The 16,197-nt window shown below is 55.2% G+C and carries 9 protein-coding genes and 1 pseudogene; 9 read left to right on the top strand and 1 reads right to left on the bottom strand.

The window, feature by feature from the left end; translation table 11 throughout:
* Positions 1 to 160: 160 nt before the first annotated feature.
* The gene (gene sseA, locus B9P82_RS06995; RefSeq protein ID WP_047358240.1) at positions 161 to 1,012 is read right to left on the bottom strand and encodes a 3-mercaptopyruvate sulfurtransferase; all 852 of its coding nucleotides are present in this window, start codon (positions 1,010 to 1,012) and stop codon (positions 161 to 163) included.
* Positions 1,013 to 1,219: 207 nt separating this feature from the next.
* On the opposite strand from sseA, the gene B9P82_RS06990 reads away from it, so the two are divergent.
* The 9 genes and pseudogenes from B9P82_RS06990 to bamB all read left to right on the top strand — a co-directional run bounded on the left by B9P82_RS06990 (position 1,220) and on the right by bamB (position 16,084).
* On the top strand, positions 1,220 to 6,154 hold the full coding sequence (locus B9P82_RS06990; protein WP_101700128.1) for an alpha-2-macroglobulin family protein: 4,935 nt from the start codon (positions 1,220 to 1,222) through the stop codon (positions 6,152 to 6,154).
* Positions 6,155 to 8,467 carry a peptidoglycan glycosyltransferase PbpC gene (gene pbpC / locus B9P82_RS06985; protein ID WP_101700127.1) on the top strand — a complete coding sequence of 771 codons (2,313 nt, stop codon included), beginning with the start codon at positions 6,155 to 6,157 and terminating at the stop codon, positions 8,465 to 8,467. It begins immediately after the preceding gene.
* Positions 8,468 to 8,603: 136 nt separating this feature from the next.
* Positions 8,604 to 9,035, top strand: coding sequence for a nucleoside-diphosphate kinase (gene ndk, locus B9P82_RS06980; protein WP_003037710.1), 432 nt, complete (start codon positions 8,604 to 8,606; stop codon positions 9,033 to 9,035).
* A gap of 256 nt (positions 9,036 to 9,291) precedes the next feature.
* Positions 9,292 to 10,458, top strand: coding sequence for a dual-specificity RNA methyltransferase RlmN (locus B9P82_RS06975; protein ID WP_016154002.1), 1,167 nt, complete (start codon positions 9,292 to 9,294; stop codon positions 10,456 to 10,458).
* A gap of 284 nt (positions 10,459 to 10,742) precedes the next feature.
* Complete coding sequence (rodZ, locus tag B9P82_RS06965) at positions 10,743 to 11,732, top strand: cytoskeleton protein RodZ (protein ID WP_016154001.1); 990 nt, start codon at positions 10,743 to 10,745, stop codon at positions 11,730 to 11,732.
* Positions 11,733 to 11,758: 26 nt separating this feature from the next.
* Positions 11,759 to 12,877, top strand: coding sequence for a flavodoxin-dependent (E)-4-hydroxy-3-methylbut-2-enyl-diphosphate synthase (gene ispG / locus B9P82_RS06960; RefSeq protein WP_016154000.1), 1,119 nt, complete (start codon positions 11,759 to 11,761; stop codon positions 12,875 to 12,877).
* 110 nt (positions 12,878 to 12,987) lie between these two features.
* Positions 12,988 to 14,262 (top strand): histidine--tRNA ligase, encoded by a 1,275-nt coding sequence (gene hisS / locus B9P82_RS06955; protein ID WP_016153999.1) that lies wholly within the window; start codon positions 12,988 to 12,990, stop codon positions 14,260 to 14,262.
* 13 nt (positions 14,263 to 14,275) lie between these two features.
* Positions 14,276 to 14,895: pseudogene (locus B9P82_RS06950) on the top strand (YfgM family protein).
* A gap of 10 nt (positions 14,896 to 14,905) precedes the next feature.
* Entirely contained in the window at positions 14,906 to 16,084 is a 1,179-nt protein-coding gene (gene bamB, locus B9P82_RS06945) for an outer membrane protein assembly factor BamB (RefSeq protein ID WP_016153997.1), read from the top strand.
* Positions 16,085 to 16,197: the final 113 nt, after the last annotated feature.

Genomic DNA, 16,197 nt, shown 5'->3' with positions numbered 1-16,197 from the left:
GTTGGCTTTTTCTCCCTCAAAAGGGAGTATTAGTTCGCTACGATGAGCCTGCGTTGCTAAAGCAGCACAGCCTGCTGGAAAGGCCGCGAACCGGATAGGCACAAAAAAACCGCTCATTGAGCGGTTTTTTTGTGGGTGAAAAAGATGAGTAAATCAGATTTTATTGAGTCTCAGCCGGTTCTACCGGTAAATCGTTGCGCGCGCCCCATTCGCTCCATGCGCCGTCATACAATGCGACGTTAGAAACGCCCAGCGTGGCTAGCGCCAGCACAACCACCGCCGCCGTAACGCCTGAGCCGCAGCTGGCGATAATGGGACGGTCAAAGCTTACGCCGTGGCTGAAGAAAATAGCATCCAGTTCGTCGGTAGTTTTCAGTTCACCGTCACGAACCAGCTCTGTCCACGGTACGTTAAGCGCACCAGGCACATGGCCACGCTTGAGGCCCGGACGCGGCTCGTCAACTTCGGCATTAAAACGCGCAGCCGGTCGGGCATCGACGATCTGCGCCGTTTTTTCATGACTGGCCAGCAGTACGTCGGTAACGCGCACAACCGCTTCAGGCGTAAATGCCACGTTAAATTCACCTTCCGGTAAATCCTCATTTCCTTCTTGGAGCATTAGCTCATCGCGCTGCCAGCCAGCCAGACCGCCCGCCAGAATGGAGACATTCTCGACACCAAATGTCCGCAGCATCCACCATGCGCGTGGCGCGGAAAACAGGTTGCCGTCATCGTAGACAACCAGGTGTTTATCCTGATGAACGCCCAATTCGCGCATCGCTACGGCAAAGGCTTCCGGTCGCGGCATCATATGCGGTAGCGGTGACGTATGGTCGGAAAGCGCTTCAATATCAAAAAAGACTGCGCCAGGAATATGGCCTGCACGATACTCCTCGCCAACATCGCGATCTTCCTGTCCTGGAGGTGCCATCCGGGCATCAAGAATTTGTATTTCCGGATCGTCAATGTGTTCGGCAAGCCAGTCGGCAGCGACAAAAAAGGCGGTGGTCATAGGCATCTCCATTTTTACCAGGTTTTGGCAAATTGTCGGATGTTTAGTGCAATGCGACAAGTAAAAGAGGCTGATTTGTCAGGCGAATCCACATTAATCACGAAAAAATAGGACAACGTAGAACAGTTACTGGCTTCCACAGCCGAAAATCTGACGCATAATAGTTGTTCTACGTAGCTAACGGGCCACTACGGCCAGGGATGAAAAATGAAACATTTACGCGTAGCGGCCTGTATGCTGATGCTGGCACTGGTTGGGTGCGATAATAATAACGAAAAATCACCGACGGCTGCGAAGCCTGATGCGCCTGCACCGCAGACTGCGCCAGCAAAAGATAAGGCCCAATTACAAAAGCTGATTCAGCAAAGCCAGGGCAAGTCGCTGACGTTGCTTGATGCCTCCGAGGTCCAGCTCGATGGCGCGGCAACGCTCGTTTTAACCTTTTCCATTCCCCTCGATCCGGAACAAGATTTTTCTCGCGTAGTGCACGTTGTTGATAAAAAAAGCGGCAAAGTGGATGGTGCCTGGGAGCTGGCGCCAAATCTAAAAGAGCTACGCTTACGCCATCTCGAACCTAATCGGGAACTGGTGGTTACCATTGAGCGTGATTTACTGGCGCTGAATAAAGCGACGTTCGCTATCGATTATGAAAAAAACATTACCACCCGCGACGTCCAGCCAAGCGTAGGGTTCGCTAGTCGCGGCTCGCTGCTGCCGGGAAAAGTGATTGAAGGGTTACCGGTGATGGCCCTTAACGTTAATAGCGTGGATGTGAACTTCTTTCGCGTAAAGCCTGGGTCGCTCGGTGCGTTTGTCAGCCAGTGGGAATACCGTAATTCGTTGTCAAACTGGGAGTCAGACAATCTGCTGAAAATGGCGGAGCTGGTTTATACCGGACGCTTTGACCTCAATCCTGAGCGTAACACCCGAGAGAAGCTGCTACTGCCACTGAGCGATATCAAGCCGTTGCAGCAAGCAGGCGTTTACATTGCGGTGATGAATCAGGCCGGACACTATAACTACAGCAATGCTGCTACGCTGTTTACGCTCAGTGACATTGGTGTCTCTGCGCACCGTTACCACAATCAACTGGATGTCTTTACGCAAAGTCTGGAAAACGGCGCTGCGCAGCAGGGTATTGAGGTCACGTTACTCAACGAAAAAGGGCAGACGCTGGCGCAGGCTACCAGCGACGCGCAGGGTCACGTCAAGCTGGAAACCGATAAAGACGCGGCCTTATTGCTGGCCCGCAAAGACGGGCAAACCACGCTGCTGGATCTGAAGCTCCCGGCGTTGGATCTGGCTGAATTTGATATTGCCGGCGCGCCGGGATACAGCAAGCAGTTCTTTATGTTTGGCCCCCGTGACCTCTATCGCCCTGGCGAAACGGTGATCCTCAACGGATTACTGCGAGATAGCGACGGCAAAACGCTGCCTGACCAGCCGGTGAAGCTGGAGGTCGTTAAGCCCGACGGACAGGTGTTACGCTCGGTAGTGAGCCAGCCGGAAAACGGTCTGTATCGCTTTAGCTGGCCGCTGGACAGCAGCGCGCCAACCGGCATGTGGCATATTCGTGCCAATACTGGCGACAACCAGTCGCGGATGTGGGATTTCCACGTCGAAGATTTCATGCCTGAGCGGATGGCGCTCAATCTCACCGCCAATAAGATGCCGCTGGCTCCAACTGATGGAGTGAAGTTCTCGGTGGTGGGCTACTACCTGTACGGCGCGCCCGCCAACGGCAATGCTCTGCAAGGGCAGCTTTTCCTGCGCCCGTTGCGGGAAGCGGTGCAGGCATTACCGGGGTTCCAGTTTGGTAATATTGCCGAAGAAAATCTTTCTCGCAGCCTCGATGAGGTTCAGTTGACGCTGGATGACCACGGTCGCGGCGAAGTGACTACCAACAGCCAATGGCAGGAGACGCATTCTCCGTTACAGGTGATTCTGCAAGCCAGCCTGCTGGAGTCGGGTGGCCGTCCGGTGACGCGTCGGGTTGAACAAGCCATCTGGCCTGCGGATACGCTGCCAGGTATTCGTCCGCAGTTTGCGGCGAGAGCCGTTTATGACTACCGCACCGATACTACCGTCAATCAGCCTGGCGTTGATGAAAACAGCAATGCCGCTTTTGATATTGTGTATGCCGATGCGCAAGGTGAGAAAAAAGCGGTGTCCGGTTTACAGGTGCGTTTGATTCGTGAACGCCGTGATTATTACTGGAACTGGTCTGAAGGCGAGGGCTGGCAATCGCAGTTCGATCAAAAAGATCTGGTTGAGGGTGAGCAGACCCTGGATCTTAAGGCCGATGAGACCGGTAAAGTCAGCTTCCCTGTCGAGTGGGGTGCCTATCGCCTGGAAGTGAAAGCTCCGAATGATGCGGTGAGCAGCGTGCGCTTCTGGGCTGGTTATAGCTGGCAGGATAACAGCGACGGCAGCGGGACAGTACGTCCCGATCGCGTGACCCTGAAACTGGATAAACCCGGCTATCGTCCCGGCGATACCATGAAGCTACACATTGCCGCACCCGCGGTTGGCAAAGGTTACGCGATGGTGGAGTCCAGCGAAGGCCCGCTGTGGTGGCAAGAGATAGACGTACCGACGGATGGTCTTGATATCTCCATCCCGGTCGATAAAACCTGGAATCGCCATGACTTGTATCTCAGCGCGCTGGTGGTTCGTCCTGGCGACAAGTCTCGTTCGGCAACGCCAAAGCGGGCAGTCGGCTTACTGCATTTGCCGTTAGGCGATGAAAACCGTCGTCTGGCGCTGGAGCTGGAAAGCCCGGCGAAAATGCGTCCAAATCAGCCGTTGACCGTCAAGATTAAAGCCAGCGTTAAAAATGGCGACGTGCCAAAACAGGTTAACGTGCTGGTCTCAGCCGTTGACAGCGGGGTGTTGAACATTACCGATTACGCCACGCCGGATCCGTGGCAGGCGTTTTTCGGGCAAAAACGCTATGGCGCGGATATTTATGATATTTACGGCCAGGTGATCGAAGGGCAAGGACGTCTGGCGGCGCTGCGCTTTGGTGGTGATGGCGATGAGTTAAAACGCGGCGGCAAGCCACCGGTTAATCACGTCAATATCGTGGCGCAACAGGCGCTGCCGGTGACGCTTAACGAGCAGGGCGAAGGTACGGTGACGTTACCAATTGGTGATTTCAACGGCGAGCTGCGGGTAATGGCGCAAGCCTGGACGGCGGATGATTTTGGCAGTAGCGAAAGCAAAGTGATTGTCGCCGCGCCGGTAATTTCTGAACTGAACATGCCGCGCTTTCTGGCGGGGGGCGATACCTCGCGCCTGACGCTGGACGTGACCAACCTGACTGACAAACCGCAAACGCTGATTATTAATCTCGCGGCCAGCGGTTTACTGGAGCTGATGGGGCAAGATCCCGCCCCGGTGAATCTGGCGCCAGGCGTACGGACTACGCTGTTTATTCCGGTGCGTGCGCGGGAGGGCTTTGGCGATGGCGAAATTCAGGCGCAAATTAGCGGTCTGAATCTACCGGGTGAAACGCTGCCTGTTCAGCATAAACAGTGGAAAATTGGCGTGCGACCGGCGTTCCCGGCGCAAACTGTTAATTACGGCGTCGCACTTCAGCCGGGCGCAACCTGGCAGCTTCCGGGCGAAGAACTGACGAATTTCTCTCCTGTGACGATGCAGGGACAACTGCTGTTCAGCGGTAAACCACCGCTGAATCTGGCGCGCTATATCCGTGAACTGAAAGCTTACCCTTACGGTTGCCTCGAGCAAACGGCGAGCGGGTTGTTCCCATCCTTATACACCAATGCCGCGCAGTTGAAGGCGTTAGGTATCGCGGGCGACAGCGATGAAAAACGCCGTGCGGCAGTAGAGATTGGCATCTCTCGTTTACTGCAAATGCAGCGTGATAACGGCGGTTTTGCGCTGTGGGATAAGAACGGGTCGGAAGAGTACTGGCTGACCGCGTATGTGATGGATTTCCTCGTTCGCGCGAATGAACAGGGCTATAGCGTTCCGGCAGAGGTGATTAACCGGGGTAACGAGCGGCTGCTGCGCTATTTGCAGGATCCGGGCATGATGTCGATTCGCTATACCGACGACGCATCAGCAAGCCGGTTTGCCGTACAGGCCTACGCCGCGCTGGTGCTGGCTCGTCAGCAGAAAGCCCCGCTCGGCGCGCTGCGTGAGATCTGGGAGCGTCGTGCACAGGCGGCTTCCGGTTTACCGCTGTTGCAACTGGGGATAGCGCTGAAAAACATGGGCGACGCCAACCGCAGTGAACAAGCGTTGACGCTGGCGCTGAATACGCCACGCCGTGATGCGCAGCAGTGGATGGCGGATTACGGCAGTCAGCTACGTGACAACGCGCTGATGCTGGCATTGTTGGAAGAGAACAAGCTTAAACCTGACGTGCAGAATACGCTGCTGAACACTTTGTCAGAACAGGCCTTTGGGCAGCGCTGGCTCTCTACTCAGGAAAACAATGCGCTGTTCCTTGCCGCGCGTACGTTGCAGGACTTGCCTGGCTCGTGGCAGGCGCAAACGTCACTCTCTGAACAGGCGTTAGCCGGGGAGAAATCACAAACGCGTAATCTGGATGCTGACGCGCTGTCTACTCTGAACGTCACCAATACCGGTAATCTGCCGCTGTGGCTGCGTCTGGATGTGAGTGGTTACCCGCAAACCTCGCCGACGCCTGCCAGCAACGTCCTGCACATTGAGCGTCAGATCCTGGGGCTCGACGGGAACAGCAAAGCGCTGGATTCTCTGCGCAGCGGCGAGCTGGTACTGGTCTGGCTGGAGGTGAAAGCCAGCCAGAACGTGCCGGATGCGCTGGTGGTTGACTTACTGCCAGCCGGCCTGGAGCTGGAAAACCAGAATCTGGCCAACGGCAGCGCCAGTCTGCAGGACAGCGGCAGCGAGGTAGCGAATTTGCTCAATCAGATGCAGCAGGCGGATATCCAGCACGTTGAGTTCCGTGACGATCGCTTTGTCGCCGCGGTAGCGGTCAACGAAGGGCAGCCGGTGACGCTGGTCTATCTGGCGCGGGCGGTAACGCCGGGGACCTATCAGGTTCCTGTGCCGCAGGTGGAGTCAATGTATGTTCCGCAGTGGCGCGCGACCGGTGCGACAGAGGGGCTTTTGATTGTCAGACCGTAAATGATGCGCGGGTTGGGGAAACGCGGCTGCTGGCTCTGGCTGGCAGCCGTTGCGCTATTGCTGGTAGCGGTGGTTTGGGCGGCAGATAAAATCTGGCCGCTGCCGCTTCACGAAGTCGATCCGGCACGTGTCGTGGTGGCTTACGATGGTACGCCGCTATGGCGCTTCGCCGACGCGGACGGTATCTGGCGTTATCCGGTGACTATTGATGAGGTGTCCCCCCGTTACCTTGAGGCGTTAATCAACTACGAAGACCGCTGGTTCTGGAAACATCCCGGCGTCAATCCGTTTTCAGTGCTGCGCGCGGCATGGCAGGACCTCTCCTCAGGTCGCGTCGTTTCAGGCGGCAGTACGCTCACCATGCAGGTCGCACGATTACTCGATCCCCACCCGCGAACTTTCGGCGGCAAGTTCCGCCAGCTCTGGCGCGCATTGCAGCTGGAATGGCATCTTTCTAAGCGCGACATCCTGACGCTATATCTTAACCGCGCGCCGTTTGGCGGCACGCTGCAGGGCGTGGGGGCGGCGAGCTGGGCCTACCTTGGTAAATCACCCGCACAGTTGAGTTATTCCGATGCCGCGTTGCTGGCCGTGTTGCCGCAGGCACCGAGCCGTCTGCGCCCGGACCGCTGGCCGGACCGCGCTGAAGCGGCGCGCAATAAAGTGCTTGAGCGCATGGCGACGCAGGGCGTTTGGCCTGCCAGACAGGTGCAGGAGTCACGCGAAGAACCGGTCTGGCTGGCGCCCAGACAAATGCCGCAGCTAGCGCCGTTATTCTCGCGCATGATGCTGGGAAAAAGCCGGAGCGATAAAATCGTGACCACCCTTGACGCCGGATTGCAGCGCCAACTGGAAGAGCTGGCGCAAAACTGGAAGGGCCGCTTACCTGCGCGCAGTTCGCTGGCGATGATTGTGGTCGATCACACTGATATGAGCGTGCGTGGCTGGGTGGGGTCGGTAGATATGAATGACGACTCCCGCTTTGGCCATGTGGATATGGTGAATGCGATCCGCTCGCCGGGCTCGGTGCTGAAGCCGTTTATCTATGGTCTGGCGCTGGATGACGGATTAATTCATCCTGCTTCATTGTTGCAGGATGTACCGCGTCGAACCGGAGATTATCGACCAGGGAATTTTGACAGTGGTTTTCATGGCCCGGTCAGTATGAGCGAAGCGCTGGTGCGCTCGCTGAATTTACCCGCCGTGCAGGTACTTGAAGCCTATGGCCCGAAGCGTTTTGCCGCATCGTTACGTAACATTGGCTTACCGCTGTATCTGCCCGCAGGTGCCGCACCGAATCTGTCGCTGATTTTGGGCGGGGCAGGGGCCAGACTGGAAGACATGGCGGCGGCGTACAGTGCCTTTGCCCGTCAGGGAAAAGCGGGGAAACTGCGCCTGCAGCCAGACGATCCACTGCTGGAACGTCCGTTGATGTCGATAGGCGCGGCGTGGATTATTCGCCGCATTATGGCTGACGAAGCCCAACCGCTGCCGGATAACGCGCTGAGCAGAGTGGTTCCGCTGGCGTGGAAAACGGGTACCAGTTATGGCTATCGCGATGCGTGGGCGATTGGCGTTAACGCCCGTTATGTGATGGGTATCTGGACCGGCAGACCCGACGGTACGCCGGTGGTGGGCCAGTTTGGTTTTGCCAGCGCCGTGCCGTTGCTCAATCAGGTCAACAATCTTTTGCTCTCTCGCGGGGCAAATCAGCCGGAGGATCCGCGCCCTGAATCCGTTAGCCGCGGCGTAGTGTGCTGGCCGGGCGGGCAGTCACTTGCGCCGGGAGACAGCAACTGTCGACGCCGTCTGGCAACCTGGCTGCTGGAGGGCAGCCAGCCGCCTACGTTGTTATTGCCCGAACAGGAGGGCGTGAGTGGTATTCGTTTCCCCGTCTGGCTGGATGATGAAGGCAAACGTGTGGCGGCGGATTGTCCGCAAGCGCGCGAACAAACGTTAATCGTCTGGCCTTTACCGCTGGAGCCATGGCTGCCGGAGTCAGAGCGCCGTGGGGCGAGATTACCGACGGTTTCTGCCACGTGTCCGCCGCTGGGGCAGGATGCTTCGCTGCCGTTGCAGTTGACAGGGGTTCGTGATGGCGCGATTGTGAAGCGTTTACCCGGCTCTGCGCTGGCCTCATTGCCGGTACAAACCAGCGGTGGGACTGGCGATCGCTGGTGGTTTCTTAACGGTGAACGGCTGGATGAACGCGGACGCCGTCTTACGCTACGGCTGGCGACCAAAGGGGATTATCAACTGCTGGTGATGGATGACGCCGGACAGGTGGCGACGGTGAGATTTTCGTTGCAGTAGACTACCAGGTGATTTTTGTTGCTAAAATTCATCTTATTTTAAAGAAATGTTATCTTCGTCAATAGTCAATTGCCGGGATGCTCTTTATAATCCGCGCCAGGTAAACAACAACAAAACATCTTTTTCAGAGGTAATCATGGCTATTGAACGTACTTTTTCCATCATCAAACCAAACGCGGTGGCAAAAAACGTTATTGGGAGCATCTTTGCGCGCTTTGAAGCAGCAGGGTTCAAAATTGTCGGTACTAAAATGCTGCACCTGACCGTTGAGCAGGCGCGTGGCTTCTATGCTGAGCATGATGGTAAGCCGTTCTTTGACGGTCTGGTTGAATTCATGACCTCCGGTCCTATCGTTGTTTCTGTTCTGGAAAGCGAAAATGCCGTGCAGCGTCACCGTGATCTGCTGGGTGCAACCAACCCGGCGAATGCGCTGGCGGGTACTCTGCGTGCAGACTACGCTGATAGCTTCACTGAGAACGGTACTCACGGTTCCGACTCCGTTGAATCTGCCGCGCGTGAAATCGCCTATTTCTTCGGTGAAGGCGAGGTTTGCCCGCGCACGCGCTAATCTCCTGCGTCTTTCACATCGCATAGTTTTCTATGCTTTCGGGGAGGCTCGAACGTGCCGCTTTCCTGCGATGCGAAATCCTTTGGAGAGGAATTAGCGATTTACATATTATTTTCGCTAATGCTTCGTGCAAACGTGGCATCCCTGCGCCAGACTTTGTACAATGCAACGCCCCGGAAGAGCAGAACGCTTGCCGGGGCGTTTCTTTTTAACCCTCCACGGGCCACAACGTGTAACAACGAGGCCGGAAAAAATTATGTCTGAATTAGTTAACACCTCTGAAGTCGTCATTCCTGCGGTTCCAAATAAAAATGGAAAAATCAACCTGCTGGATCTGAACCGTCAGCAAATGCGCGAATTCTTCAAAGATATGGGTGAAAAACCGTTTCGTGCCGATCAGGTCATGAAGTGGATGTACCACTATTGCAGCGACAACTTTGATGACATGACTGACATCAATAAGGTGCTGCGTAACAAGCTGAAAGAAGTGGCTGAAATTCGCGCCCCGGAAGTGGTGGAAGAGCAGCGTTCCTCTGACGGTACGATCAAATGGGCCATCGCGGTTGGCGATCAGCGCGTAGAAACCGTGTATATCCCGGAAGACGATCGCGCGACCCTGTGTGTTTCTTCACAGGTCGGTTGTGCATTAGAGTGTAAATTCTGCTCTACGGCGCAACAGGGCTTTAACCGTAACCTGCGGGTGTCGGAAATCATTGGTCAGGTCTGGCGTGCGGCGAAAATCGTCGGCGCGGTGAAAGCAACGGGCGTGCGTCCTATCACCAACGTGGTGATGATGGGGATGGGCGAGCCGCTGCTCAACCTGACCAACGTGGTGCCAGCGATGGAAATCATGCTGGATGACTTCGGTTTTGGGCTGTCCAAGCGTCGCGTCACGCTCTCCACATCAGGCGTTGTCCCTGCGCTGGATAAGCTGGGCGATATGATTGATGTCGCGCTGGCGATTTCTCTGCATGCGCCGAACGATGAAATTCGTGACGAAATTGTACCTATCAACAAAAAGTACAATATTGAAACATTCCTTGGCGCGGTTCGTCGTTATCTGGAGAAGTCCAACGCTAACCAGGGTCGTGTGACCATTGAGTATGTGATGTTAGATCACATCAATGATGGTACTGAACACGCGCATCAGTTGGCAGAGCTGCTGAAAGATACGCCGTGTAAGATTAACCTGATCCCGTGGAACCCGTTCCCAGGCGCGCCATATGGCCGTAGCTCTAACAGCCGTATCGATCGTTTCTCCAAAGTGTTGATGAGCTATGGTTTCACTACCATCGTGCGTAAAACACGTGGCGATGACATCGATGCAGCCTGCGGTCAGCTGGCGGGTGACGTTATCGACCGTACCAAGCGTACTCTGCGTAAGCGTATGCAGGGCGACGCTATCGATATCAAGACCGTTTGATGTTGGGTGCACTACGGTATAATTCATGTACCGTAGTGCAACGTAAGCCAAATGAGGTTCTTTGTTGTTGTTGTCAGGTCAATAATAACGGTGCGTTTTTGTCGACTTTAAGGCAGTATGTAACGGCGCAACAAGCCTTTAGCCCTCAGGTTTACGTTGTTTTGTCTTTGATAGTCTGACCGTTTTATACTGTCTGACGAAGGTTAACTGACCAGATGTTTCGCGGTGTGGGTGAGCATTGTGGCTCGCCGGCATCAGAACCCAAATTTACGCAGCTGTAGCGAATGAATACTGAAGCCACGCACGACAAAAATGAAGCACTATCCACCGGCGTTCGTCTGCGCAATGCCCGTGAACAACTCGGATTCAGCCAGCAGGCAGTCGCGGAGCGACTTTGCCTGAAGGTCTCCACGGTACGTGATATTGAAGAAGATAAGGCACCAGCCGATCTCGCTTCAACATTCCTGCGCGGGTATATCCGTTCTTATGCGCGTCTGGTGCATATTCCTGAAGAAGAACTGTTGCCAGGGCTGGAAAAACAGGCTCCGATTCGCCCAGCCAAAGTCGCACCGATGCAGAGCTTCTCGCTCGGTAAGCGTCGTAAAAAACGCGACGGCTGGTTAATGACCTTTACCTGGCTGGTGCTGTTTGTCGTTGTCGGACTGACGGGAGCCTGGTGGTGGCAGAACCATAAAGCGCAGCAGGAAGAGATTACCACCATGGCCGATCAATCCTCCGCTGAGCTGAATGCCGGTAAAGATGGTGCGCAGAACGTACCGTTAGATACCAGCGCCGCAGCGGGCCAGGATACTACCCCGGCTCCAGACGATGGCGCGGTGGCGGACGCAGCGCCTACGCCAGATGTTGCTGCAACCCCGGCACCTGCCGCTGATGCGCAGCAGAATGCCGTTGTGGCACCTTCTCAGGCTAACGTCGATACCGCAACTGCTGCGCCAGCGACCGCGGCGCCGCTGCCGACTGACCAGGCGGGTGTCACTACCCCAGCCGCCGATCCTAACGCACTGGTAATGAACTTTACCGCCGATTGCTGGCTGGAAGTGACCGATGCGACCGGAAAAAAACTGTTCAGTGGTATGCAGCGTAAGGACGGCAATCTGAATCTGACGGGTCAGGCGCCGTACAAACTGAAAATTGGCGCTCCGGCGGCAGTGCAGATTCAGTTCCAGGGTAAACCTGTCGATCTGAGTCGTTTTATCAGAACTAACCAGGTTGCGCGTCTGACCGTTAATGCCGAACAATCACCGGCTCAGTAACAGACGGCAATGCGGGAGATTTTTTAATGCATAACCAGGCTCCAATTCAACGTAGAAAATCAACACGCATTTACGTTGGGAACGTGCCGATCGGCGATGGCGCGCCCATCGCCGTACAGTCTATGACCAATACGCGTACCACAGATGTGGAAGCGACGGTTAATCAGATCAAAGCGCTGGAACGCGTCGGCGCAGATATTGTTCGTGTCTCCGTACCGACAATGGATGCCGCAGAAGCGTTCAAGCTTATCAAACAGCAGGTTAATGTCCCGCTGGTTGCCGATATTCACTTCGACTATCGTATCGCGCTGAAGGTGGCGGAATACGGCGTCGATTGCCTGCGTATCAACCCAGGCAATATCGGTAATGAAGAGCGTATTCGCATGGTAGTGGACTGCGCTCGTGATAAAAATATTCCTATCCGTATCGGCGTCAACGCCGGATCGCTGGAAAAAGATCTGCAGGAAAAATACGGTGAACCGACGCCGCAGGCGCTGCTGGAATCCGCTATGCGCCATGTGGATCACCTCGATCGTCTGAACTTCGATCAATTCAAAGTCAGCGTTAAAGCGTCTGACGTTTTCCTCGCTGTTGAATCCTATCGCCTGCTGGCGAAACAGATCGATCAACCGCTGCATTTGGGGATCACCGAAGCCGGTGGCGCACGCAGTGGGGCGGTAAAATCAGCGATCGGTTTAGGATTGCTGTTGTCCGAAGGGATCGGCGATACGCTGCGTGTCTCTCTGGCGGCGGATCCGGTGGAAGAGATCAAAGTTGGCTTCGATATCCTGAAATCGCTGCGCATTCGTGCGCGCGGGATCAACTTTATCGCCTGCCCAACCTGCTCGCGTCAGGAGTTCGACGTTATCGGTACGGTGAACGCGCTGGAACAACGTCTGGAAGATATCATTACGCCAATGGATGTTTCGATCATCGGCTGCGTGGTGAACGGTCCTGGCGAAGCGCTGGTTTCTACGCTGGGCGTGACGGGTGGTAACAAGAAAAGCGGTCTGTATGAAGACGGCGTGCGTAAAGATCGACTCGATAACGACGATATGATTACGCAGCTTGAAGCCCGCATTCGCGCCAAAGCGAGTATCCTGGACGAAGCGCGTCGTATTGACGTGCAGCAGCTTGAAAAATAACAACGTGATGGGAAGCGGCATGCTTCCCGTGTATGATTGAACCCGCATGGCGCCCACATTGTTCGGGTTAGCGCTGAGGGTTCATTTTTATATTCATAAAGAGAATAAACGTGGCAAAAAACATTCAAGCCATTCGCGGCATGAACGATTATCTGCCTGGCGAAACCGCCATCTGGCAGCGCATTGAAGGCACTCTCAAAAACGTGCTCGGCAGCTACGGTTACAGTGAAATCCGCTTGCCGATTGTAGAGCAGACCCCGTTATTCAAACGCGCGATCGGTGAAGTCACCGACGTGGTTGAAAAAGAGATGTATACCTTTGAGGACCGGAATGGCGACAGCCTGACGTTGCGTCCTGAAGGGACTGCGGGCTGCGTACGCGCCGGCATCGAACATGGTCTCCTGTACAATCAGGAACAGCGTCTGTGGTATATCGGGCCGATGTTCCGCCACGAACGTCCGCAAAAAGGGCGCTATCGTCAATTCCATCAGCTGGGTGTCGAAGTGTTTGGCCTGCAAGGCCCGGACATCGATGCTGAACTGATTATGCTGACGGCTCGCTGGTGGCGCGCGCTGGGTATTTCTCAGCATGTCAGCCTTGAGCTGAACTCAATTGGTTCGCTTGAAGCCCGCGCTAACTACCGTGATGCGCTGGTTGCCTACCTGGAACAGCACAAAGAGAAACTGGACGAAGACTGCAAGCGCCGTATGTACACTAACCCGCTGCGCGTTCTCGACTCCAAAAACCCGGAAGTACAGGCGCTGCTCAACGACGCACCTGCGCTGGGCGACTATCTTGATGACGACTCTCGCGAGCACTTTGCGGGCCTGTGCAAACTGCTGGAGTCCGCAGGTATTGCCTATACCGTCAATCAGCGTCTGGTTCGTGGTCTTGATTATTACAACCGCACCGTATTTGAGTGGGTTACCAGCAGCCTGGGCTCTCAGGGTACCGTGTGTGCCGGTGGGCGTTACGACGGTCTGGTAGAGCAACTTGGCGGTCGCGCAACGCCGGCCGTGGGCTTTGCCATGGGTCTGGAACGACTTGTTTTGTTAGTTCAGGCAGTTAATCCGGAATTTAACGCAGATCCTGTTGTCGATATATACCTGGTCGCTTCGGGGGCGGATACGCAGTCGGTTGCAATGCGGCTTGCAGAACGTCTGCGCGATGAAGTTCCTGGTGTGAAACTGATGACAAACCACGGTGGCGGCAACTTTAAGAAACAGTTCGCCCGCGCCGACAAGTGGGGCGCCCGCGTTGCACTGGTACTGGGCGAGTCCGAAGTGGCTGACGGTACTGTTGTAGTGAAGGATTTGCGCTCTGGTGAGCAAACGGCAGTAGCGCAGGATAGCGTTGCCGCGCATTTGCGCACTCTACTGGGCTAAGGAGAAGGACAGCGTGGAAATTTACGAGAACGAAAACGACCAGATTGATGCAGTAAAACGCTTCTTTGCTGAAAACGGCAAAGCGCTGGCTGTTGGGGTCATTTTAGGGGTGGCGCGCTGGTTGGCTGGCGTTACTGGACCAGCCATCAGACGGAGTCCGCACGCTCTGCTTCTCTGGCATATCAAAATACGGTGACTGCGGTTAGCGCGGGTAAACCGGATAGCCTTCCTGCTGCAGAGAAATTTGCCGCAGAAAACAAAAATACCTACGGCGCGTTAGCTTCACTGGAACTGGCGCAGCAGTTTGTTGACCAAAATGAACTTGAGAAAGCCGCAAGCCAGCTGCAACAAGGCTTAGCAGCGACCAGTGATGAGAATCTCAAAGCGGTGATTAACCTGCGTCTGGCTCGTGTTCAGGTTCAGCTTAAACAGGCTGATACCGCGCTGAAAACACTCGACACCATTAAAGGTGAAGGGTGGACGGCCATTGTTGCCGACCTGCGCGGTGAAGCATTGCTGAGCAAAGGCGATAAACAAGGTGCGCGTAGCGCATGGGAAGCGGGCGTGAAAAGCGATGCCTCTCCTGCTCTGAGCGAAATGATGCAGATGAAAATCAATAATTTGTCCATCTGAGAGGGACCCGATGCAATTGCGTAAATTACTTCTGCCAGGGCTGCTTTCCGTTACCCTATTGAGCGGCTGTTCACTGTTTAGTGGCGAAGAAGATGTCGTTAAGATGTCCCCATTACCGGTGGTTGAAAACCAGTTTACTCCGTCTACGGACTGGAGCACCTCTGTAGGTAACGGTATTGGTGATTTCTATTCCAATCTTCATCCTGCGCTGGCGGATAACGTTGTCTATGCAGCCGATCGCGCCGGCGTCGTTAAGGCGTTGAATGCGGACGACGGCAAAGAAGTCTGGTCTGTTAATCTGGGTGAGAAAGACGGCTGGTTCTCCCGCGCATCTGCACAGCTTTCTGGCGGTGTAACCGTGTCCGGTGGCCATGTTTACATTGGCAGCGAAAAAGCGCAGGTTTATGCGCTGAACACCAGCGATGGTACCACCGCATGGCAGACGAAAGTTGCCGGTGAAGCGCTGTCTCGTCCTGTTGTGAGCGATGGCGTGGTATTAATCCACACCAGTAACGGTCAGTTGCAGGCCCTGAACGAAGCTGACGGCGCTATCAAATGGACCGTTAACCTCGACATGCCTTCTCTGTCTCTGCGCGGCGAATCTGCCCCAGCGACCGCCTTTGGCGCAGCTATCGTTGGCGGTGATAACGGCCGCGTAAGCGCCGTGCTGATGCAGCAGGGCCAGATGATTTGGCAGCAGCGTATTTCTCAGGCGACAGGTCCAACGGAAATCGATCGTCTGAGCGACGTTGATACCACGCCGGTTATCGTCAATGGCGTTGTCTACGCGCTGGCTTATAATGGTAACCTGACGGCGCTGGATCTGCGCAGCGGTCAGATCATGTGGAAACGTGAACTGGGCTCAGTGAATGATTTCATCGTCGACGGTAACCGTATCTACCTGGTAGACCAGAACGATCGTGTACTGGCGCTGACCACCGACGGCGGTGTGACGCTGTGGACGCAAAGCGATCTGCTGCACCGTCTGCTGACGTCCCCGGTATTGTATAACGGCAATCTGGTCGTGGGTGATAGCGAAGGCTACCTGCACTGGATTAACGTTGACGATGGCCGCTTTGTCGCCCAGCAGAAAGTTGACAGCTCTGGTTTCCTGACCGAGCCGGTCTCTGCTGATGGTAAACTGCTGATCCAGGCGAAAGACGGTACGCTGTACTCTATTACGCGTTAATCGTCCCGGCCGCTCGCTTTGAAAAACGGCTCCTGGTGCAGGGGCCGTTTTACTGTTTTTAACAACGGCGCAAAAAATGTGCCCGTTGTCTGATGATTTATTAAATGAGGCTT

It is taken from the genome of Citrobacter sp. L55 (genome assembly GCF_002850715.1).
Lineage (GTDB): Bacteria > Pseudomonadota > Gammaproteobacteria > Enterobacterales > Enterobacteriaceae > Citrobacter > Citrobacter braakii.
The sequence above is the reverse complement of the archived record's forward strand: the minus strand, read 5'-3'. Positions and strand labels throughout refer to the sequence as shown.